General features: G+C 73.1%; 14 protein-coding genes and 1 pseudogene. 10 read left to right on the forward strand and 5 right to left on the reverse strand.

Annotated features, from left to right (window positions below; all coding sequences use genetic code 11):
- Positions 1-159: 159 nt before the first annotated feature.
- Positions 160-399 carry a chaplin gene (locus ACZ4VW_RS02620; RefSeq protein ID WP_467957624.1) on the reverse strand — a complete coding sequence of 80 codons (240 nt, stop codon included), beginning with the start codon at positions 397-399 and terminating at the stop codon, positions 160-162.
- Between the two features lie 605 nt (positions 400-1,004).
- Between ACZ4VW_RS02620 and ACZ4VW_RS02625 the strand changes: the two genes are divergently transcribed.
- The 8 genes from ACZ4VW_RS02625 (at position 1,005) to ACZ4VW_RS02660 (ending at position 10,735) form a co-directional block, all read left to right on the forward strand.
- Complete coding sequence (locus tag ACZ4VW_RS02625; RefSeq protein ID WP_467957626.1) at positions 1,005-2,210, forward strand: glycosyltransferase; 1,206 nt, start codon at positions 1,005-1,007, stop codon at positions 2,208-2,210.
- A complete protein-coding gene (locus ACZ4VW_RS02630; protein WP_467957628.1) occupies positions 2,207-3,643 on the forward strand; it encodes a sugar transferase in 1,437 nt (478 codons plus the stop codon). The genes ACZ4VW_RS02625 and ACZ4VW_RS02630 overlap by 4 nt, the downstream gene beginning before the upstream one ends.
- A gap of 2 nt (positions 3,644-3,645) precedes the next feature.
- Complete coding sequence (locus ACZ4VW_RS02635; protein WP_467957630.1) at positions 3,646-4,980, forward strand: O-antigen ligase family protein; 1,335 nt, start codon at positions 3,646-3,648, stop codon at positions 4,978-4,980.
- Between the two features lie 313 nt (positions 4,981-5,293).
- A complete protein-coding gene (gene murJ, locus ACZ4VW_RS02640) occupies positions 5,294-7,096 on the forward strand; it encodes a murein biosynthesis integral membrane protein MurJ (protein WP_467957632.1) in 1,803 nt (600 codons plus the stop codon).
- Positions 7,065-7,769: a polysaccharide deacetylase family protein gene (locus ACZ4VW_RS02645; protein ID WP_467958149.1), complete on the forward strand. Its 705-nt coding sequence runs from the start codon at positions 7,065-7,067 to the stop codon at positions 7,767-7,769. Before murJ ends, ACZ4VW_RS02645 begins: the two co-directional genes overlap by 32 nt.
- Entirely contained in the window at positions 7,766-8,899 is a 1,134-nt protein-coding gene (locus ACZ4VW_RS02650; RefSeq protein ID WP_467957634.1) for a glycosyltransferase, read from the forward strand. Before ACZ4VW_RS02645 ends, ACZ4VW_RS02650 begins: the two co-directional genes overlap by 4 nt.
- 7 nt (positions 8,900-8,906) lie before the next feature.
- Positions 8,907-9,602, forward strand: coding sequence for a YveK family protein (locus tag ACZ4VW_RS02655; protein ID WP_467957636.1), 696 nt, complete (start codon positions 8,907-8,909; stop codon positions 9,600-9,602).
- A complete protein-coding gene (locus ACZ4VW_RS02660) occupies positions 9,599-10,735 on the forward strand; it encodes a GNAT family N-acetyltransferase (protein ID WP_467957638.1) in 1,137 nt (378 codons plus the stop codon). The genes ACZ4VW_RS02655 and ACZ4VW_RS02660 overlap by 4 nt, the downstream gene beginning before the upstream one ends.
- Positions 10,736-11,356: 621 nt before the next feature.
- Here the strand turns inward: ACZ4VW_RS02660 and ACZ4VW_RS02665 are convergent.
- Together ACZ4VW_RS02665 and ACZ4VW_RS02670 are read right to left on the reverse strand one after the other, a co-directional pair.
- Positions 11,357-12,457, reverse strand: a pseudogene (locus ACZ4VW_RS02665) (glycoside hydrolase family 26 protein); the annotation flags it as partial.
- 262 nt (positions 12,458-12,719) lie between these two features.
- Positions 12,720-12,953: a chaplin gene (locus ACZ4VW_RS02670; RefSeq protein WP_467957640.1), complete on the reverse strand. Its 234-nt coding sequence runs from the start codon at positions 12,951-12,953 to the stop codon at positions 12,720-12,722.
- Positions 12,954-13,492: 539 nt separating this feature from the next.
- Between ACZ4VW_RS02670 and ACZ4VW_RS02675 the strand changes: the two genes are divergently transcribed.
- A complete protein-coding gene (locus ACZ4VW_RS02675; protein ID WP_467957642.1) occupies positions 13,493-14,524 on the forward strand; it encodes an LCP family protein in 1,032 nt (343 codons plus the stop codon).
- A gap of 19 nt (positions 14,525-14,543) precedes the next feature.
- Here ACZ4VW_RS02675 and ACZ4VW_RS02680 read toward each other — a convergent pair whose 3' ends face one another.
- Positions 14,544-16,613: a thioredoxin domain-containing protein gene (locus tag ACZ4VW_RS02680; protein WP_467957644.1), complete on the reverse strand. Its 2,070-nt coding sequence runs from the start codon at positions 16,611-16,613 to the stop codon at positions 14,544-14,546.
- Between the two features lie 142 nt (positions 16,614-16,755).
- Positions 16,756-17,145: a rodlin gene (locus tag ACZ4VW_RS02685; protein ID WP_467957646.1), complete on the reverse strand. Its 390-nt coding sequence runs from the start codon at positions 17,143-17,145 to the stop codon at positions 16,756-16,758.
- Between the two features lie 277 nt (positions 17,146-17,422).
- Here ACZ4VW_RS02685 and ACZ4VW_RS02690 point away from each other — a divergent pair, with 277 nt between their 5' ends.
- Positions 17,423-20,638: a tetratricopeptide repeat protein gene (locus ACZ4VW_RS02690; protein WP_467957648.1), complete on the forward strand. Its 3,216-nt coding sequence runs from the start codon at positions 17,423-17,425 to the stop codon at positions 20,636-20,638.
- Positions 20,639-20,749 lie beyond the last annotated feature (111 nt).

Raw genomic sequence — 20,749 nt, forward strand, 5'->3', positions numbered from 1 at the left:
TCGAGTGAATCCCACCCGCTGACCTGGTCCTCCGGGGGGCGTACGCCGTTGCACCGGGCGGCGCACGAGGGTGCGTCCGAACGAGCGGAAGGCCGGCGCGCCGCACCCGGGAAGGGGCGGCGGGCCGGCCTCGGAAGGACCACGATCCGACGTGCGAGATCAGGCGTTGACGCAGGTGTTGCCGAAGGTCGGGTTCAGGGCGCCGATGATGGTGACGGTGTTGCCGCAGAGGTTGATCGGCACGTGGACCGGAACCTGGACGACGTTGCCGGACAGGATGCCCGGGGAGCCCACGGCCGCGCCCTCCGCGTGCGAGTCGGCAGCGGCGACGCCGGTGGCACCCGCGACGGACGCGGCGACACCCACGGACAGGACTACGGCCTTCGCGATTCGGGACATGGAGAAACGCTCCTCGATTGTGTTCGGACCAGTCGCATCGGACGGTCTGCGCGGACGGGTTCGCCACGCTCCCTCAACAACGCTTCGCCATTCCATGGGTTGCTCTCCCGAACGGGTGACGTTCAACCGATCTTTGGGCCATAGGAGTGCCATTCGAGGGCGAGAGCCGGGAATGGCGCAACACGCTCAACGAAGAACCTGCCGAGTGGATACGGGAGTTAGCGTTACCGGGCATCTCATGCTTACTATCGCCCGGCATCAGGGTTATAACGGACCGGAACGTTGCTTCCCGTCCCGTCGCGCGTTCTCTCATTTCGTACGGCCGACTCCTTCCTCTCTCCCGGTCTTCACGGGTCTTCCCTTCCTTCTCTCATCAAAGCGGAGAACCTGTATGCGGAATTCAGCGGTTCGTGCTGTGCGCCGCGGTCTGTTGTACGCCCCGTCGTGTACGGCTCGGCCGGCGGCGCTGTTCGCCACCTCGGACACCGTCGATATGCGGGTGGAAACGAGCCGGCCGAAGAAGGCCCTGCTCTCCGATTCCGTCCTTTCCGCGCACGGCGAGAACAGCCCGGGACACAACTCCGACGCAGACGACCGGCGCTGACGTGCGGTCCCCACAGGAGTCGGACTCCCCTTCCTTCACCGTGCTGCACGCGGTCCAGCCCGGTGACGGGGGTGTCGCACGGGTCGTCACCGACCTGGTCCGTGCCCAGCTCGCCGCCGGACTGCGCGTCGAGGTCGCCTGCCCCGCCGACACCCCGCTCGCCACGGCCGTCCGGGCCGAGGGCGCGGGACTGCACGCGTGGCGGGCGGGTCGCGACCCGGGTCCGCGCCTGGTCCGGGAGACCCGCGACCTCGCGCGCCTGATCCGCACGGTCCGCCCCGCGCTGGTCCACGCGCACAGCGCCAAGGCGGGGCTGTGCGCCCGACTCGCCCTGCGGGGACGTGTCCCGACGGTGTATCAGCCGCATGCCTGGTCCTTCGAGGCGGTCGACGGAACGGTCGCCGCGCTGGCCGGGCTCTGGGAGCGCCGGGCGGCGCGCTGGACGCACCGGGTCATCTGCGTCAGCGACGCCGAACGCCGCACCGGCGAGGAGGCGGGCGTGCGGGCGGCCTGGTCGGTGATCCACAACGGTGTGGACGTGGCGCGGTTCGCCGACGGGCCGGTGGCCCGCGGGGCCTCGCTCCCGCCGGTCCCGGGCATCCCGGCGCCGGGCGCGCCCGGCGGCGCGGAGTCCCTCGCCGGCGCGGGACCCCTCGTCGTGTGTGTGGGACGGCTCTGCCGGCAGAAGGGGCAGGACGTTCTGCTCGCCGCCTGGCCCGCCGTCCTCGCCGAGGTCCCGACGGCCCGGCTGGTGCTTGTCGGTGACGGCCCGGACCGTGAGCGGCTGTGGGCCGCGGCGCCGCCCTCGGTGCGGTTCGCCGGGGCCGTCGACGACACGGCGCCGTGGTACCGGGCGGCCGATCTGGTCGTGCTGCCCTCCCGGTGGGAGGGCATGGCGCTCGCGCCCCTGGAGGCCATGGCGAGCGGCCGGCCGGTCGTGGTCAGCGATGTGGACGGGGCGCGCGAGAGCCTGCCACCCGGCCACGAACCCCTGTGCCTGGTCCCGCCCGAGGACCCGGCCGCGCTCGCCGCCGCCGTCGCCCGCCTTCTCGGCGGGCCGGAGCTGCGGCGATCCCTGGGCCGCCAGGCCCACCACCACGTACTCAGCAGATTCGATGTGCGGCGCACCGGCGCGGCCGTCGCGGACGTGTACCGCGAGCTGGCCGGAGTGCGGTGCACCGAGCACAGAGAGCCGATTTCGCCGTGACCACGGAAAGCACCAGCGTCCCTTCCTCATCGGGCCCCTGGCCCTCGGCGGGCCAGGGCCACGCGCCCGGGCGCACCTCCCTCGCACCGCCGCGCCGCAGGTCGGACCGGCTGGCCCTGCCACCGCGCCGGCTGGCGCCGCTGCGTACGGCCGCCGTACCGCTGATCGCGGCCGACGGCCTGGCCGTGCTGCTCGCCGCGGCGCTGCTGCCCGAGCCGCACCGCGCCCTCCGACTGTTCCTGCTGGTCGCCGGATGCGCCCTCCTGCTCAACGGGTACGCGGGGCTCCACCGGCCCGGCCCCCTCACGTCCGTAGTGGACGAGCTGCCCGCGCTCGCCGCCCGCGCCGCGGTGGCGTGGTGCGTCGGGGCGGCTGTCCTCGCCGCGTACTCCCCCGCCCTGGCGATCGGCCCGGGCGCGCTCTGTTCCGCGTACGCCACCCATCTCGTCGCCGTGTGCGCGGGCCGCGGAGCCGTGCACGCGCGCAGGCGCCGGGCCGCGCGGGCGCATCCGCGGTCGGCGTTGGTCGTGGGCGGGCCCGCGGCCGCGCGCCGGTTCGCGGCGGCGGTGGCGCAGCATCCGGAGTACGGCATCAGGCCGGTCGGGATCGTCGGCTCGCGGCCCGACGGGGAGCCCGGCCTTCCCGTCCTCTCCTCGGCCGAGGAGATCCACCGGGCGGTCATCCAGAACACCGTGCGCGACGCGATCTTCCTGGTGGAGGACGGCAACCTGGTGACGCTCTTCCAGCACTACGGCTGCACCACCTGGCGGGTGGGCGGCGAGCCGCACGGAGGGCCGATGGGCGACCACCTGTGGGGGTACGGCTGCCGTCGGCTGGTTCCGCTGGGCGAGCGGCGCGGGCTGACCGCGAAGCGCGCGCTCGACGTGGCCCTGGCCGGTCCCGCCCTGGCCCTCGCCCTGCCCGTGCTGCTGCTGTGCGCGCTGGCGGTGCGGCTCGCCGACGGGCCCGGGGTGCTCTTCCGCCAGGAGCGGGTGGGGCAGAACGGCCGTCTGTTCACGCTGCTGAAGTTCCGTACGCTGCGTCCGACCGACGAGGCCGAGTCGGCGACCCGGTGGAGCGTCGCCAACGACCGGCGGATGAGCGCGGTCGGCAACTTCCTGCGGCGCAGCTCCCTGGACGAGTTGCCGCAGCTGTGGAACGTGCTGCGCGGGGACATGAGCCTGGTCGGGCCCCGGCCCGAACGGCCGTACTTCGTCGCACAGTTCAGCCGGATCCACGCCGGCTACGCGGACCGCCACCGGATGCCGGTCGGGCTGACCGGTCTGGCGCAGGTGCACGGCTTGCGCGGGGACACCTCCATCGAGGACCGCTGCCGCTTCGACAACCACTACATCGATCACTGGTCGCTCTGGCAGGACGTGCGCATTCTGCTGCGGACGGCGGCCGGCCTGCTGCGACCGGCGGGGAGTTGATGATGGCGACGGCCGTGACGGTGCCGGCGGCTGCGGATCGGTGGGAGGTACGGGACTGGGCCCGCAGGGCCTGGTCCCTGTCGCCGGTCCTGGCGGTGATCGCGCTGCTGCTCGTCCCGGCCGCCGGTGGTGCGGAGGGCGGCACCGGGGGGACGGGGACGCTCGCGGACGCGGCCTCGGGCCTGCTCGTGCTGATCTCCCTGGTGCGGGTGGTGCGCGGTGGCGCCCGGCCGCTGACCCGGGGGGCTGCGGTCGTCCTCGGGCTGCCGGTCCTCGGGATCTGTCTGGCGGCGATCACCTCGAACGACCCGGCGACGAGCCTGCCGGGCGTGGCGCGTTACCTCCAGGTCTTCGTGCTCGTCCCGGCGGCCGTGGTGCTGATGGTGCGTGACCGGCGGGACTTCGCGGTGGTCGCGTGGGCGCTGGTGGGCCTGGCACTGCTGCAGGGCGCGGTCGGTGTCACGCAGTACGTGACGGGGACGGGCGCCTCGTACATGGGCGAGGACGTCCGGGCGGTGGGGACGTTCGGACCGACCGATGTGATGGGGATGGCGACGGTCGTCTCGTACGGCCTGATGGTGGTCACCGGGATCGCGCTGGGCAGCGGGCGCGGACGGACGCGTACGGCGGCCCTGGTCTGCGCGGGCCTGCTGTTCCTGCCGCTGGTGCTCTCGTTCAGCCGCGGGGCGTGGATCGCGACGGTGCTCGCCTGCGCGATCCAGCTGGTGCTGTCGGGGCCGCGTCGGGCGGGGCGGGTGGCGCTCGTGGTGGGCGCGCTCGCGGTGGTTCTGGTCGGGGGCTTCGGCGTGGGTTCGACGATGGTGAAGGAGCGGGTCGGCAGCATCACGCAGGTGACGGCGGCGCCCGACCAGTCGGTGACGGACCGGTACACGATGTGGGCCGCGGCCGGGCGGATGTGGCGCGCGGACCCGGTGACCGGGGTGGGTCTGAAGGGGTTCCCGCAGTACCGCGACTCGAACGCCTCGCTCGCGCTGTCCTCGGGCAGCGACACGGCGGGTGCTGGCGCCGGCTTCCAGCGCCAGCCGCTGCTGTCCCCGCACAACATGTACCTGCTGGTGCTCAGCGAGCAGGGACTGGTGGGGCTCCTCGCGCTCGCGGGCAGCTGGGCGGCGCTGCTGGTGGCCGCGCTGCGACGGCGGGTGCGGGGCGGGCCGGGCGGGCGGGGCGCGGACTGCGCCCTCGTCGCGGTCGGGGTGCTGTCGTGGCAGCTCATCGACTTCTTCTACGCGGACATCGGCGGGCCCTCGACGGTCCTGATGTCGGTGGCGTTCGGCCTCGCGGCGTGGTGGTCGCTCGCGGAGGTGAAGCGTGCGTGACCCCTGGGGCGGGGAGCCGGAGTCCACGGACCGCGGGCGGCCTCCGGAGAGCCCCGGTCAGGGGTCCGGCGCGGGGGTGGGTGAGCACGAGGGGGGTTCCGTCGCGCCCGCGGACCCGTGGTCCGTGAGCGACCACGCGACGACCGCGTCCTCGACATCCGGCTCGACAGCGGGTTCGGCATCGGGCTCGGGCCCCGGCCCCCGCTTCGGTTCCGGTCCCGGTCCCCGCTCCGGCCCCGGCCCTGGCCCGGGCTCGGACTCCGCGTACGCGGGAGGCGGCTGGCGCTGGGCGGGAACGGCGTCCCCGGCGCCGATGGCTCCGCCCGCGGCCGTAGCCCGGACGCGTCCACCCCTGACCTCGTACCGCCCCAGCACCGCGCCCCCGAGCAGGACGAGGGAGGACCGGTTCGAGCGGCCCACGCCGCCGCGCGGGGCACACGCGCGGCGTACGCCGGGGCGTTCCGCCCCCGGCCGGTTCCTCGCGCGGGCCGCCGCCGTGACCGCGGGTCTCACGGCGGCGGGGGCCCTTCTCGGACTCGTACGGGACCAGATCCTGGCGCACTTCTTCGGGGCGGGAGCCGAGACCGACGCGTTCCTGGTGGCCTGGACCGTGCCCGAGTTCGCCTCGACGCTGCTCATCGAGGACGCGATGGCGCTGATCCTCGTGCCCGCGTTCAGCCGCGCCCTGGCCCGCCGCACCGGTGGCCTCTCGGGCGGCGGCGACCCCGTCCGTACGCTCGTACGCTCCACGCTGCCCCGGCTGGCGCTCGCCATGAGCGCCGTCGCCGGGCTCCTGGTCCTCGCCGCGCCCGTCCTCGTCGGCGCACTCGCGCCGGGCCTTCCGGACCCGCGGCTCGCCATCGACTGCACCCGGCTGACGGCGACCTGCGTGCTGACCTTCGCACTCGCCGGCTACTGCTCGGCCGCGCTGCGGGCACACGGCTCCTTCCTCCCGCCGGCCGCCATCTACGTCGCGTACAACGTCGGGATCATCGGCGCGATGGTGGTGCTGCGCGAACCCTTCGGCGTGCGGGCCGCCGCCGTCGGGGTCGCCGTCGGCGGCGCGCTGATGGTGGCGGTCCAAGCGCCGTACCTGGTCAGGGAGTTGCGTGCCCGCCCCGTACCGAAGGGCGACGGACCGGCCAGGAGGAACGACGGACGCCTCCTCGTCCTGGGGCTCATCGCCCCCGTCATCGTCTTCGCGGTCTCCCGGCAGTCGCAGATCCTCATCGAGCGCTTCCTCGCCTCGCCCCTGCCCGCCGGCGCCATCTCGCATCTGAACTACGCGCAGAAGGTCGCGCAGATGCCGATGATCCTCTCCCTGATGCTGTGCACGGTCAGCTTCCCCGTCGTCGCCCGGGCCATGGCCGCGGGCGACACGGACGGCGCCCGCCACCGCGTCGAGCGGGATCTGCTCCTGGCCGCCGTCATCGTCCTCCTCGGCAGCTCGGTCGTGATCGCCGCCGCACCGCAGATCGTCGAACTCCTCTTCCAGCGCGGTGCCTTCGACGCGGACGACACCGCCGCGACCGCCGCCGTGATGCGGGTCTACGCCCTCGGTCTGCTCGGCCAGACGACGGTCGGCACACTGGTCCGCTGCTACTTCTCCGCCGCCCACCCGCTCTGGTACCCGGCGGCCGCGATGGCCGCCGGTCTCGCCGTGACGGCCGTCGCCGGAGTCTTCGGCGCCGGGCTGTGGGGCGTCGTCGGCATCGCCGCCGCCAACGCCCTCGGCATCACGCTGACCGCCGTGATGCTGCTGCTCGGCGCCCGCCGCCAGGCCATCCCGGTCCGCATCCGCTACCTCGGGGAAGGGCTCCTGCGGCTGGCCACGGCCGCCGCCTGGGCCACCGGTGCCGGCTGGCTCTGCTCGCTGTGGGTCGACCCCCCGTTCCTCTCCCTCGCGGTCGCCGCTCTCGTCTCCGGCTCCGTCTTCCTGGTCTTCCTCGCCTGCGCCTCCCGGGCGCCGGACATCCCACCCCTCACCCGCACCGCATCACGAAGGCTCGCCCATGCCCGTTGCCACGGCGCCTCGCGCCGCCGCGATTCGTCGACTGCTGCCGAAGCCGCCCCCGTGGGTGGCGATGTACCACTCGATCGCCGACCCCACGGATGATCCCTACCGGGTGACGGTCTCCCCCGTCCGCTTCGCCCGGCAACTGCACTGGCTGAACGACCGGGGGCTGCGCGGCGTGTCCGTGCGGGAGCTGCTGGCCGCGACCGCCGCCGGCCGGGCCAAGGGGCTCGTCGGCCTCACCTTCGACGACGGGTACGCCGACTTCGTCGACTCGGCGCTCCCGCTGCTGCGCCGCCACGGCTTCACCGCCACCGTCTACGTGCTGCCCGGCCGCATCGGCGGCGAGAACGCGTGGGACGGCGACGGCCCGCGCAAGTCCCTGCTGACGGAGGACGGCATCCTGCGCGTGGTGGAGGCCGGCATGGAGATCGGTTCGCACGGGCTGCGGCACGTCTCGCTGCCCACCCTCGACGACGGGGCCCTCGCCGAGGAGACACGCGGCAGCCGCGACCTCCTGCGGGAGATCACCGGCGCTCCGGTGGACGGCTTCTGCTACCCGTACGGACACGTCGACGAGCGCGTGGTCGCGGCGGTACGGGACGCCGGCTACCGCTACGGCTGTGCCATCGACCCCGGCCCGCTGACCTGTGCGCACGCCCTGCCCCGTGTCCACATCGACGAGCAGGACACGCCCTGGCGCCTCACGGCCAAGCGGGTCCTGCATCCGCTGCGCCGCCGCCGGCCGAGCAATCTCGTCCAGGAGTTCTCGTGAAGGTGCTGCACATCATCACCGGTCTCGGCATCGGCGGCGCCGAGCAGCAGCTGAGGCTGCTGCTGCGCCACCTGCCGGTACGGAGCGAGGTCGTCACGCTCACCAACCCGGGCGTCGTCGCCCGCGGCATCGTGTCCGACGGGGTGCCGGTCGTGCATCTGGGCATGACCGGCAACCGGGACCTCGGCGCGCTTCCCCGGCTCGCCGGGATCGTCCGCCGGGGCCGGTACGACCTGGTCCACACGCATCTCTACCGGGCCTGCGTGTACGGCAGGATCGCCGCCCGTCTCGCGGGGGTACGGGCCGTTCTCGCGACCGAGCACTCCCTGGGCGACACCCAGATCGAGGGCCGGCCGCTGTCGGCGGGCACCCGCGCCCTGTACCGGGCCACCGAACGCCTGGGCACGTCGACGGTCGCCGTCTCGCCCAGCGTCGCCCGCCGCCTGGAGAAGTGGGGCGTGGCCCCCTCCCGTATCCATGTCGTCCCGAACGGCATCGAGCGGGAGCGCTTCGGCCACGACGAGGACCAGCGGCGGATGACGAGGAAGGTGCTCGGGCTGCCGGAGGACGCGTTCGTCGTCGGCGGCGTGGGGCGGCTCGCGCCCGGGAAGCGCTTCGACCGGCTGGTCCGTGCGGTGGCGGCGGTGCCGGAGGCGCGGCTGCTGCTCGTCGGGGAGGGCGAGGAGCGCGAGCGGCTGCTCGCCGTGGCGCGGGAGTGCGGGGCGGGCGGGCGGGTGCTCCTCGCGGGTGCCTGCGAGGACCCGCCGTCCGTGACGTCCGCGGGCCCCGGCCTGCCGTCGCTCCTCGCGGCGATGGACGTGTTCGTCTCCACCTCCCCCGACGAGGCCTTCGGTCTCGCGGTCGTCGAGGCGCTGGCCGCCGGACTTCCGGTGCTGTACGTGGCCTGCCCGGCGATCGACGACCTGCCGCCCGACGCGGCGCCGGGCGCGCGGCGGATCGGCCCGTCCGTACCCGAACTGGTCTCGGCGCTGCGCGGCATCCGGGACGCCCGCCTCGCCCGGCTGCCGCAGCCCGAGGCCGCGCGCCGCTACGACATCGCGCGCAGCGCACAGCAGTTGATGTCCCTCTACGAACAGGCCGTCCACGGCACCCCTCTCCTCACGAAGTGAGACACCCATGAGTTCCACCAGCTCCTCGCGCCCCAGCCCGCTGCCCCCACAGCGCTCGCCTCTCATGACGGCTCTGCGCAGGCCCCGCCGCTGGTGGGTGCTGCCCGCCTCCGTGCTGGTGGGCGCCACGCTCGGCGGCGGGTACGGGGCGCTGAAGGCACCCGAGTACGCGGCGACGAGTTACGTCATCGTGGTCCCCGGCGAGAAGTCCGACCCGGCCGCCGCGCTCGGCTTCGCCCAGGCGTACGGGCGGGTCGCCACCGACATCGCGGTGACCGGTGACGCGCAGGTGTGGGCCGGGGTCTCCACCGAGACCCTGCGCTCGAGCGTGCAGGCGGCGACCTCCCCGGACGCGCCGATGATCTCGATCACCGCGCGGGCGGCGAAGCCGGGACGGGCCGTGTCGATGGCGGACGGCGTGGCCCGCGCCCTGATCGTCAACGGCTCGCATGTCGCCAAGAGCACGGGGGTGAAGGTCGTCCAGTTCTCCCGGGCGACCCGCCCGGTGGAACCGGTCTCGCCGTCCGCGCCGCTCTCCGCGCTGGTCGGCGGCTGCGCGGGCGGGCTGCTGGGCGGACTGGCGCTCCTGGTGCGGCCGGGGCGCGCGGTGCGGGCCGAGGCGCGGCACTCCCGGCAGAGTCCGTCCGCCGCCGTTCCCGGCCCGACGGCCGCCCAGCACCAGCCGGAACCGGAGGCGGTGTGACCCCGAGCCAGCTGAGTACGCAGATCTGCCGGGACGGCGAGGAGTTCGGCCGGCTCGGCGAACGGTGGGCGTCGCTGTACGCCCGCTGCTCCACGGCCACCCCGTTCCAGTCCCACTCCTGGCTGCACTCCTGGTGGGTGTCGTACGGCAGGCCGGGCGCGCTGCGCGTGGTGCTCGTACGGCGGGAGGACGGCGAGCTGGTCGCGGCGGCGCCGCTGATGCGCGCCCCGGGGCCGCTCCCGGTCCTCACCCAGCTCGGTGGCGCGATCACGGACTTCACGGACGTCCTGCTCGACGACGGGTGTCCGGAGGCGGCGCCCGCGCTGGCCGCGGCGCTGGCACGGGCGGCGCGCGGCACGGTGGTCGACCTGCGCGAGGTGCGGCCGGGGGCGTCGGCCGAGCAGGTCCTCGCCCACTGGCGGGGTCCGCGCCGCCGACTGGCCGACTCGCTCTGTCTGGAGCTGCCCGCGGTGTCGATGGACGCCCTGATCGCACGCATGCCGTCGAGCAGGGCCCAGCGCGTGCGGGCCAAGCTGCGCAAGCTGGACGCCCTCGGCATCGACGAGCGCGTCGTGCCGGGCGAGGAGGTGCCGGCCGCCCTCGAACGGCTGCTGGAGCTCCACCAGCTCCAGTGGCAGGGGCGGCGTGTCACCGCCGAGCACACCAGCGACCGGTTCGCGCAGCATCTCGTACGGGCGGTGCGGCCGATGGTCGAGCGCGGGGACGCGCGGGTGACCGAGTTCCGGCTGGCGGGTGACGTCGTCGCGGCCGATCTGACGCTGATGTCGCCGCGGCTCGCGGGCGGGTATCTGTACGGCGCGCATCCGGTACTGCGAGACCGGAAGGTCGATGTGTCGACGATGCTGTTGCGGTACGGGGCGCGGGAGACGAGCGCGAGCGGGCGGGGGACGCTGAGCCTGTTGCGGGGCAACGAACCGTACAAGCACCACTGGCGGCCGGAGACCGTCCGCAACCAGCGGCTGATGCTGGCGGGCCGGGGGGCGGCTCCCCTGCTGTGGCTGCGGGCGGGCGCGGCGGGCGGCCGTCGCTGGGCGGCCCGGCAGGCGCGGGAGCGGGCCTGGGTGGGGCGGGCGCTCGAACGGATGAGGAGGACGCGCGGCGGCGGAGGATGATCTCCTCCGCCGCCGTGGGGGCCGTGACGTTTTCGCCGATCAGGTGATCAGGCGATCAGGTCAGAAGGGCCAGTCGTCGCTGTCCATGATGGTTTCCCAGGGCTCGTTGACCTCGGTGTCGTCGTCGAAGAAGTCGTCCTTCCACTCGGCCTTGGGAACGCAGACCGGTCCACCGACCAGGTTCTCCAGCCAGGAACCGAGGTTGACGTCCCAGCAGTCGGGCTTCGGCTCGGGCTTGGGCTCAGGCTTCGGTGCCGGCTTGGGCTCGGGCTTCGGTTCCGGCTTCGGCTCGGGCTTCGGCTCGGGCTTCGGCTCGGGCTTGGGCTCAGGCTTGGGCTCGGGCTTCGCCTCGGGCTTGGGCTCAGGCTTCGGTTCCGGCTTGGGCTCCGGCTTCGGTTCCGGCTTGGGCTCCGGCTTCGGCTCGGGCTTGGGCTCCGGCTTGGGTTCCGGCTTCGGTTCCGGCTTGGGTTCCGGCTTGGGTGCCGGCTTCGGCTCGGGTTTCGGCTCAGGAACCGTCGGGGTCCCCGGCTGCGCCGGAACGTCGGGCACCTCAGGTGCCTCGGGAACCTCAGGAATCTCCGGTGCCTCGGGCTGCTCCGGGATCTCCGGAGCCTCAGGCGCCTCCGGGATCTCCGGGACCTCGGGAGCCTCCGGAACCTCAGGCGCCTCCGGGATCTCCGGGACCTCGGGCTCGGTCGGGACCTCAGGTGCGTCCGGCTCCATGCCGTACAGCATCTTCCGGAACACCTGCGACGACTTCGGATTGTCGTCGCACTGCCAGACACCGTGCGGGCAGTAGTCGGTGATCGTGTGATACAGCGGCTTGTGCTCGTTCATCCATTCGAGCATGCGCCGCATGTACTCGGGGTTGTCCCCGTTCCGGAAGAGTCCCCATTCCGGATAGGAGATCTGCTTGCCGTGCTCGGCCGCGAATTCCACCTGCTTCCGCAGACCGAACGGCTCGTTGACGTGCTGGTCGAAACTGGAGCCCGGCGGCTGGTCGTACGAATCCATCCCGATGATGTCGACCACGTCGTCACCCGGATAGCATTCCGTCCACGGAATGGCGTCCCGCCCCCGGCTCGGGTTGAAGTCGAAGCGGAACTTCTGGCCGGGAACGGACCGCATGGTGGTGACGATCCGGTTCCAGTACTTCTTCCACGCCTCGGGATCCGGTGCGCACCGGTGGGTGTACGTGGTGCCGTTCATCTCCCAGCCGAGGACGATGACGGTGTCGGTCGCGTCCAGATCGACCAGGCGCTGCGCCAGCGTCCGGAAGTGGTGGTCGAAGTACCCCGACGCCCCGAGCTGGAGCTGGCGGCGGACCTCGTAGTCGGAGACGCCGGCCTCGTTCCGCTCCAGCATCGGCACGTTCAGCACGAACAGCCGGTCGTCCCGCTCGTTGCGCCAGTCCGCCCAGGCGTTCAGGAAGCCCGGGGGGCCTTCGATGTTCGACCAGAGGTCGCCGGGGAGGTAGGTGTGGCCGACGCGGAGTTCCCGCCCGCCGAGCCACCGCTCCAGCTGGCCGATCCGCCCGACGCCGACGGGCCCGGATTCGAGGAACGCCCCCATGGCGGAGGACAGAGTCGGCCGGGGGTCCCTGGTCGTCTCGGACTCGGCGGCGTAGGCCGGAGACGACAGCACCACCGAACCCGAGGCGAGGAGACCTGCGGTGAACACCCCCAGCCACACACTCGAAATTCTTCGCTTCCGGTAGGCCATGGCCACTCCTTCACTTTGCGCACCACTTGATGGACCGCCAGTCTGATTCTCCGAAAGTATTCCTAATGAGCCGACGGTGAACGCCGTCTCGATCTGATGCGTAGTCCATTGGTGTATTTCATCGCCCAGTTGGGGCACCGGAGGGCCGGTACCGAGGGCCGTTCGCGTACGGGGACGAGCGGACGGCGGCTGCCCGGGCATGACGAAGGGCCGGTTCCGCGGAACGTACGAGACGTCCCGGGAAACCGGCCCGAGCAATACGTCAGGCGTTGATGCAGGTGTTGCCGAACGCCGGGTTCACCAGACCGACGATGTTCACGGAGTTGCCGCAGACGTTGACCGGAATGTGAATCGGAACCTGGACCACGTTCCCCGACAGCAGGCCCGGCGAACCGGCGGCCAGACCGTGCGCACCGGCGTCCGCCATCGCGGGGGAGGCAGCACCCAGGGCCAGGAACAGACCGGCGACGACGGCCGCAGCCTTCTTGCACTTCATTTCGTCAGAGTCCTTTCCGCGGCGGACGGAATATCACGTATCTCGTGAAGTGCCGGCGCATTACAGCAACCGACCTCCGCCGCACACATCACAACGACCGTGCCCTGAAAAGGAAACCGGCTTATCATCGACCGAATGGTATTCACCCCATTGCCTTCGCCGCCCGGAGCAGTCGGCGCAGTCAGCGCGGCCAGACGGGCGTCGTCATCAGACGCTCCCACTCACGGTCGGGCATCCCCGGCACGGTGCGCCCCGCCGAAGCCCATTGCTGGACCAGCGAGGAATACACGGGGAAGGGTCCCCGGTCGGCGGGCGGCGGGGGGTCCGCCACGTAACGGCTCTTCGGAATGAAGGCCATCCGCTCCCATTTCCCGGGATCGGGCGCCATTTTCCCCTCCCATCGGCTGCGGTTCTCGCATCATTCCACAGACCCCGCAGGAGAGTGATTCAACCGGCCCACGTCGCGTCGCGAACCTGTGTACGACGGGAAACGGCTTACCGTGCGGGCGTTCACATTTCCGAGCCGGTGGAGTACGCCCGTGTTCCTCAGGAAATTTCTCCGCCCGCGCCGGCTCGTGCTCGCCACGGCCGTGCTCACCGCCCTCGCCTCCGGGGCGGTCGCCGCGGTCCCGACCGCCCTGCCCTCGCGGGCCGGCGGGCTGAACATCCTGGTGGTCGGCGTGGACAGCCGGGCGGGCCTGACGGCCGACGAGCTGGAGCGCTACCGCGCGGGCGGTAAGGGCTGCGACTGCACCGACGCGATGATGCTGGTCCACATCTCCGCCCGCAACGACCGGGTCAGCGTGGTGAGTCTGCCTCGCGACTCGCTCACCGAGTTCCCCACCGGCCACGTCGACCAGCGCACCGGCGCGGTGCACGCCCCGCACCCGGCGAAGATCAACGCCGCTCACACGGAGGGCGGTCCCGCGTTCACGATCGAGGCCGTCGAGCGCGTGACGGACACCCGTGTCCACCGGTACCTGGAGATCGACTTCCGGCGCTTCGTCGACGCGGTGGACCAGGTCGACGGCGGGGTGCCCATCTGCACGGCCGAGCCGCTCAAGGACCTGGTCACCGCGATCGACCTGGCGCCCGGGACGAAGAACGTCGGGGGCGGCGAGGCGCTGCAGTACGTGCGGTCGCGGCGCGACGGGAAGATGGACTTCGGCCGGATGCGGAAGCAGCAGAAGTTCGTGGTCAACATGTGGCAGACGGTCCGGGCCGGCCTGCTCGACGACCCCGTCCGGCTGCGGCTGCTGGCCGCGACGCTGCGGGGCGGGGCCCACACCGAACGGGCGCTGTCCACGACCGAGATGCTGGCCCTCGCCGTCCTGCTGCGGAACGTCACCCCGGACCGCACCGAGTTCGCGACCGTGCCCACCCTCCGTTTCAGCACCGTCGCGGGGGTGGGGTCCAGCGTCGTCTGGGACGAGCGCCAGGCGGCTGAGATCTTCGCGGCGCTGCGCGCCGACCGGCCGCTGCCGGCGGCCCGGCCGACGCAGACGAGCGAGATCCCGCAGGGCCTCGGCGACTACCGGCCGGCCGGCGGCGCCTCGCTCGTCTGCCCCTAGGGGCCTTTTTCGCCCCCGCTCAGCGCGAGAGCGTGCGGGCCAGCTCGGCCGGGTCCGTCGTCGGCGCGTCGCAGGTGAAGTGGCGGCAGACGTAGGCGGCCGCTCCCCCGCCCACCAGCGGGCGGTCCTTGAGCAGCGGGAACTCCTCGCCGTCCGGGGCGCCGAAGGCGACGACCGCGCCGGGCGCCGGGGCCAGCAGGGCGGTGCGGCGCAGAGCCTGGGCGGTGTCGTCGTCGGCTGCGCCGACCACCGCGATCTCGCGCGGCCCGTCGAGCAGCGCCTCGGCGGTGGCCAGGCCCCAGCCGATGAAGCGCGGAGCGCGCGGGCCCAGCGCCTTGACCACACCGAGCGCGCCCTCCGCGGCCGAGCGGTGTGCCTGGGAACCGGTGTGGGCGGCGTAGGAGAGCAGCGCCCCGGCGGCGGCCGTCCAGCCGGACGGCGCGGCATTGTCCGTCGGGTCCTGGGGACGGCGGATCAGCGCCTCGGCGTCGTGGGCCGTGTCGTACAGCGCCCCGCCCTCGGCGACGAACTGGTCCAGGACGATGTCGAGCAGGAATCCCGCGAACTCCAGCCAGACGCCCTCGCCCGTGACCCCGGCGAGGGCGAGGAAGCCCTCGGCGACGTCGGCGTAGTCCTCGAGGACCCCGGCGTGGGCGCCCGCCTCCCCGTCCTTGGAGGTACGGGCCAGCCGGGCGTCCGCGCCCATGTGCAGCCGTACGAGCAGATCGGCGGCCTCCGTGGCGCGCTCGACCAGGTCGGGCCGGTCGAAGAAGGCGCCGGTCTCGGCGAGCGCGGCGATGGTGAGCCCGTTCCAGGCGGCGACGATCTTGTCGTCGCGGCCCGGGCGCTCGCGCCGGCCGCGGGCGGCGAGCAGGCGCTCCTTGATGGACGAGATCCGGTCGGCGTCCGACGCTTCGGCGTCCCGCGGCAGCTGGAGGACGGAGGCGCCCTCCTCGAAGGTGCCCTCGTGGGTGACGCCGAAGTGCGCGGCCGCGAACGCGGCGTCGTCCGCGCCGAGCGCCTCGGTGAGCTGCTCCGGGGTCCAGACGTAGTACGCCCCCTCGACGTGCCGTCCCCTGCCTCCCCCAGAGCCTTCGTCCTGGGGGTGCCCCCATCCGTCTCCGACGGCACTGTCCGCGTCCAGGGCGGACGCGAAGCCGCCCTCGGCCGTGCGCAGTTCGCGGACCATGAAGTCGGCGGTCTCCAGGGCGACCCGGCGGGCCAGGTCGCTGCCGGTGGCCCGCCACAGGTGCGCGTACACCCGGCACAGCAGGGCGTTGTCGTACAGCATCTTCTCGAAGTGCGGGACGATCCAGTCGCGGTCCACGGAGTAGCGGGCGAAGCCGCCGCCGAGCTGGTCGTAGATCCCGCCGCGGGCCATCGCCTCGCAGGTGTCGGCGGCCATCTGCAGAGCGCCCTCGGATCCCGTACGGGCGTAGTGGCGCAGCAGGAACTCCAGCACCATCGACGGCGGGAACTTGGGCGCGCCGCCGAAGCCGCCGCGCGTCGCGTCGTACTCCCTGGTCAGTCCGAGCAGGGCCTGGGCGAGCTCCTCCTCGCCGGGGACGCCGTCGCCGCCGAAGGCGAGGGAGCGCGCGGAGAGATCCTTGACGATCTTCCCGGCGACCTCGCCCACCTCCTCGCGCCGCTCGGTCCAGGCGCGGGAGACGCCGTCGAGGACGTCACGGAAGGAGGGCATCCCGTGTCGGGACTCGGGCGGGAAGTACGTGCCGAAGTAGAACGGCTCGGCGTCCGGGGTGAGGAAGACCGTCATCGGCCAGCCGCCCTGGCCGGTGGCCGCCTGGACGGCCTCCATGTAGACGGCGTCGACGTCGGGGCGCTCCTCGCGGTCGACCTTGACGGCGACGAAGTGCTCGTTGACCTGGGCGGCGGTGGTGTCGTCCTCGAAGGACTCGTGCGCCATCACATGGCACCAGTGACAGCTGCTGTAGCCGACGCTGAGCAGCACAGGCACGTCGCGGCGGCGCGCCTCCTCGAATGCCTCGGCCGACCACGGCCACCAGTCGACCGGGTTGTCGGCGTGCTGGAGGAGGTACGGGGACGTCTCATGGGCCAGTCTGTTCGGCATACCCCCCATCCTCGCGCACCCGCGCGCGCCCCGCCCGTACGCCACCGTCGGTGGCGTGTGGAAGGGGCCCCGGAACGGCGAGCGGCCCCGCCCCTCGCAGCGGATCTACGAGGGGCGGGGCCGCTCAGCGGCGAAGCGGACGTCAGCTGACGTCGGTGTTCGCGTTGTCCGACAGGACGTCGATGAGGTCCGACAGCGGGTTGTTCTGCTGCTCCTGCACCGAGTTCTGGGTGCACGTCATGTTCTGCTTCGGGCTCAGAACGTCGTCCACGTTGATGGGAACGAGGTTGATGACCGGGACCTGAGCCGTGATGTCCTGGACGTCGAAGCAGTGCAGGACGCCACCGTTGACGAGGCCGAAGTTGGGGCTCATGTAGCCACCGGTGGAGTTGCTGCCGATCGACTGCTTCGACTGGTTGCCGATGATGTTGGCGCTGTTGGCACCGTCGTCACCCGCCGCGGACGCCGTGGCAGCAGACATACCGACGACGGAGGCCGCAACTGCCGCCGTGGCAAGAACCTTCTTGATCACGAGATTTCCTTCTTGAGCTGGAGGGCCCTGGAATGCTCCGTTACCGAAGCACGCTGATCAACTGCCGGAAAATGGATTGGTTCCGGCTGATCACCCGGATGCGCTATTCGGCACATGAACGCCATCGGACGCGGTCTCGAAGGGCACACGTTCGACACGGCGCGATCCCCCCCCGAGGCCGGGCGGGACACCGGTCGACCGCTCCGCTCCCTCGCGCCGACGCGCGTCACGCAGGACACTTGTTCACGCAAGCGGAAGCTCTCGGAGGGGGACGCAGATGCGGGAAAGCCACCGCGCCGAAGCCGAACGGCTGTTGGCACGCGCCGTGGAGGAGGAGGTGCGGCGCACCGGGGGCCGCTTCGACTCCACGGCGCTGCTGGCGCGCGGCCGGGCCGCGCTGGACACCATGGCGGCGAGTGCGGGCGAGGAGTACGCGGCCTATCTGCGGGTGCTGGAGGAGACGGAGGCGGGGCGGCAGTCGCTGGGTGACCGGCTCGACAGGCAGGCCGTCGCGACCCCGGCGCTGGTCACGGCCGTTGCGGCGGCCGCCGCGTTCGGGGCGGACCTGGCGCTGGGCACGGCGGCCGGGACCGCGCTGGGCGCCGGCGCCGTGGTGGCGGTGGCGGGTGCGGCGGCGACCGTCCTGAAGGCGACCGCCGGGCACTGGCCCGCGGCGCACCGCAGGGCGGGCGCCCTCGGTCAGCCCGGCGGCTCCGAGCAGCTGCGGTTGCAGTGGCTGACGGCGCTGGAGGTGCGGGGGGTGCGGCCGTTCCTCGATCAGCAGCGGGTGCTCATGGCGAGCACGCAGAAGCCGCCGCAGAAGGTGGTGGCGCAGCTGCGGGGCGCGGACCGCAGCGCGGCGGCGCGCCGGCGGACCGTTCTCGAGCAGTCGTTCGGTCATCTGCCGGACCCGGGAGGGCCCTTCGTGGGCCGGCGCGCCGAACTGGCGCAGATCACCCAGTGGGTGCAGGCGGGCCGGGCGTCGACGCGGACCCGGCCGACGGTGGTGATGCTGTACGGGGAGCAGGGCTCGGGGCGCACCGCCTTGGCCGTACGGGCGGCGCACGCGCTGCGGGACCAGTTCCGCGGGGCGTGCGTGGTGGACCTGCGCGGCGGCGGTACGCGCGGCGAGAAGCCGCTGTCGACGCGGGAGGCGCTGCTGCACCTGCTGAACCGGCTGGGCGCGCCGCGTGAGCAGTTGCTGTTCCGTGAGCGGTCCTCGGCGGAGCAACAGGTGCGCAGGCTGGCGGAGTTGTACCACCAGCATCTGACCGGGCTGCCGGTGACGGTCGTCCTGGACGACGCGGTGGCGGCGGAGCAGGTCCGTACCCTGCTGCCGGAGCGCTCGGACAGCCTGGTCCTGGTCACCTGCCGGGAGCCGCTGGAGCTGGGGGACGACGTTCCGGCGGCGGTGCACCGGCTGCCGGTGGCGGCGCTGGACGCCGCCGGGGCGGAGGAGCTGCTGCGGGAGGCGGCCGAGGGGCCGGACTCCGGTCCGTACGACTCCGAGGCCTTCGACCGGATCCGGGAGCTGTGCGGGGGCCTGCCGCTGGCGCTGCGGGTGGCCGGTTCCTCGCTGGGCAGCCGCTCGATGAGCGATCTGGCACGTCTCCTGGAGCGCCCGGGGTGGGGGCCCTCCGCCGTCGAGCGGGCACTGTGCGTGCGGTACTTCACGGATCTCGACGAGGACGGCAAGCGGCTGCTGCGCCGGCTCGCGCTCGCCGGGCGGGCCTCGCTGGGCGCCGCGGCGGCCGGGGCGCTGCTGGGCGGGAGCGGTCAGGACGGGGCCCGGCTGTTGCGGGAGCTGGCCGGGGCCGGGCTGCTCGATCACGTACGGGGGGAGCGCTACCGGCTGCACGACGCCGTGCGCGGCTTCGCGGCGGCCAGGCTCCAGGACGAGGAGGACGCGGCGGAGACCGCGGCCGCGCAGGAGCGGCTGATCCAGAACTACGCGGAGCTGGCGGACGCGGTGATCCGGATGGTCGACGGCAAGATGTCGACGCGGGCGGACCGGTTCGGCGGGCACGGTTTCGGGTCCCTGGACGCGGCCCTGCGCTGGCTGGACGACGAGTCGAGCTTCATCACGGCGGCGCTGCGGCACGCCGAGGGCGTCGACCAGCAGACCGTGCTGGACCTGCTCGGCGCGCTCTGCGACTACTGCCTGCTGCGGGGTGACCTGTACCGCCTCGGTGAGATCAACGAGCTGACCGACGCGGTCGGTCAGGGGCTGTTGTCCCGCTCGGTGCAGTGGCGGACCGGTATCGCGGCCCGGCAGCTCGGCGAGCTCGACAAGGCGCGCACCACGCTGACCTCGGTGGTCTCCCTCTATCAGGAGGCGCACCAGGACGCGGGGGCCGCCCTGGCGCTCTGCTCGCTCGGGATCACCCTGCACCACCAGGGGAATCTGACGGAGGCGTCGGCGAAGCTCCGCGAGGCGCTGGTGCTCCAGGAGCCGGAGTCGCTGGCCGCCGACCGGGGCTGGACCCTCCACGCGCTCGCGGCGGTCGAGCGGGACCGGGGGAACCTGGCCGAGGCGCTGGCCCTGCTCCGTACCGCCCTGGAGCTGCACCGGGAGAACGAGTCCCTGCACGGCGAGGCCTGGGCTCACTTCCAGCTGGGCCAGGTCTGCCTGCGCATGGGTGACGCGGTGCGGGCCGACGCGGAGCTGCGCGCGGCCCTCGACCGGTACGGACGCACGCGGGACGGGCGCGGCGAGGCGTGGGCGCTGACGCAGCTGGCCCGTGCCCGGCTCGTCGAGGGGGACATCGCGCCCGCCGTGGACGGCCTGCGCCAGGCCCTGGCCCGCCATCGCGACCAGGAGGACGCCCGGGGCGAGGCGTGGACGCTGTACTACCTGGGGCACGCGCTGGAGGAGCGCGGCGATCTGGATCAGGCGGTACGGGAGCTGGAGCGGGCGCGCACGATGTTCTCCCGGATGCGGGACGTGTACGGGCTCGCCTGCGCCCGGCACCACTCGGGCCGGGTCACCCGTGACCAGCGCGCCGCCCAGACGGGCAATCTCCGAAATTCGGGCTTCGCTCGTCAGCTCCTGACGGACGCCCGGGCGGACTTCCACCGCATCGGTGTGGCACACGGCGAGGCCTGGACGTGTCTGGAGCTGGCGATCGTCGACGCCGGGAACGGCAAGGTCGCGCAGGCCGTGGAGCTGTGCGGGGAGGCGGTCGGCCTCTTCCTGTCGTACGGGGACCGGCGGGGCGCCGACTGGGCCCGTTTCCTGCGTTGCACCCTGCTTCCGTACGCCTCGCCGGGCGGCGTCGAGGTGGGCACGGCCGTCGCCCAGGAGGAGCTGGCTCGGCTGATCGCGGACCGCCACCCGACCCGGGACGGGAAGCTGGAGGACTGCGCGGAGGCGTACACCCTGGTCCTGGAGCGGGGCGTCCAGCTCGACACCGGCTGGCAGGCATGGGACCTGGGCATGGTCCCGACCCGCCACGCCCGCGAGGTGATGGGCGTGCCGGTGGAGATGACGTGACCCGGTCAGGCCCCTGAGTGTCCGGGGGACAGGGGGCGGCCGACGCGGATCGAAGGCGGTCGGCCGGCCCCCGGGGTCGCCGCGGCGGGGGGTCGCCCCGAGGGGAGAGCC

The sequence above is a fragment of the Streptomyces sp. NPDC029139 genome (assembly GCF_055564335.1).

What these genes read in the sequence shown, in the direction of transcription:
- ACZ4VW_RS02670 (WP_467957640.1), bottom strand. Translation starts at nt 12,953, where the DNA reads ATGAAGTGCAAGAAGGCTGCGGCCGTCGTCGCCGGTCTGTTCCTGGCC.
- ACZ4VW_RS02690 (WP_467957648.1), top strand. Translation starts at nt 17,423, where the DNA reads ATGCGGGAAAGCCACCGCGCCGAAGCCGAACGGCTGTTGGCACGCGCC.
- ACZ4VW_RS02655 (WP_467957636.1), top strand. Translation starts at nt 8,907, where the DNA reads ATGAGTTCCACCAGCTCCTCGCGCCCCAGCCCGCTGCCCCCACAGCGC.
- ACZ4VW_RS02635 (WP_467957630.1), top strand. Translation starts at nt 3,646, where the DNA reads ATGGCGACGGCCGTGACGGTGCCGGCGGCTGCGGATCGGTGGGAGGTA.
- ACZ4VW_RS02645 (WP_467958149.1), top strand. Translation starts at nt 7,065, where the DNA reads ATGTACCACTCGATCGCCGACCCCACGGATGATCCCTACCGGGTGACG.
- ACZ4VW_RS02680 (WP_467957644.1), bottom strand. Translation starts at nt 16,613, where the DNA reads ATGCCGAACAGACTGGCCCATGAGACGTCCCCGTACCTCCTCCAGCAC.
- ACZ4VW_RS02620 (WP_467957624.1), bottom strand. Translation starts at nt 399, where the DNA reads ATGTCCCGAATCGCGAAGGCCGTAGTCCTGTCCGTGGGTGTCGCCGCG.
- murJ (WP_467957632.1), top strand. Translation starts at nt 5,294, where the DNA reads ATGGCTCCGCCCGCGGCCGTAGCCCGGACGCGTCCACCCCTGACCTCG.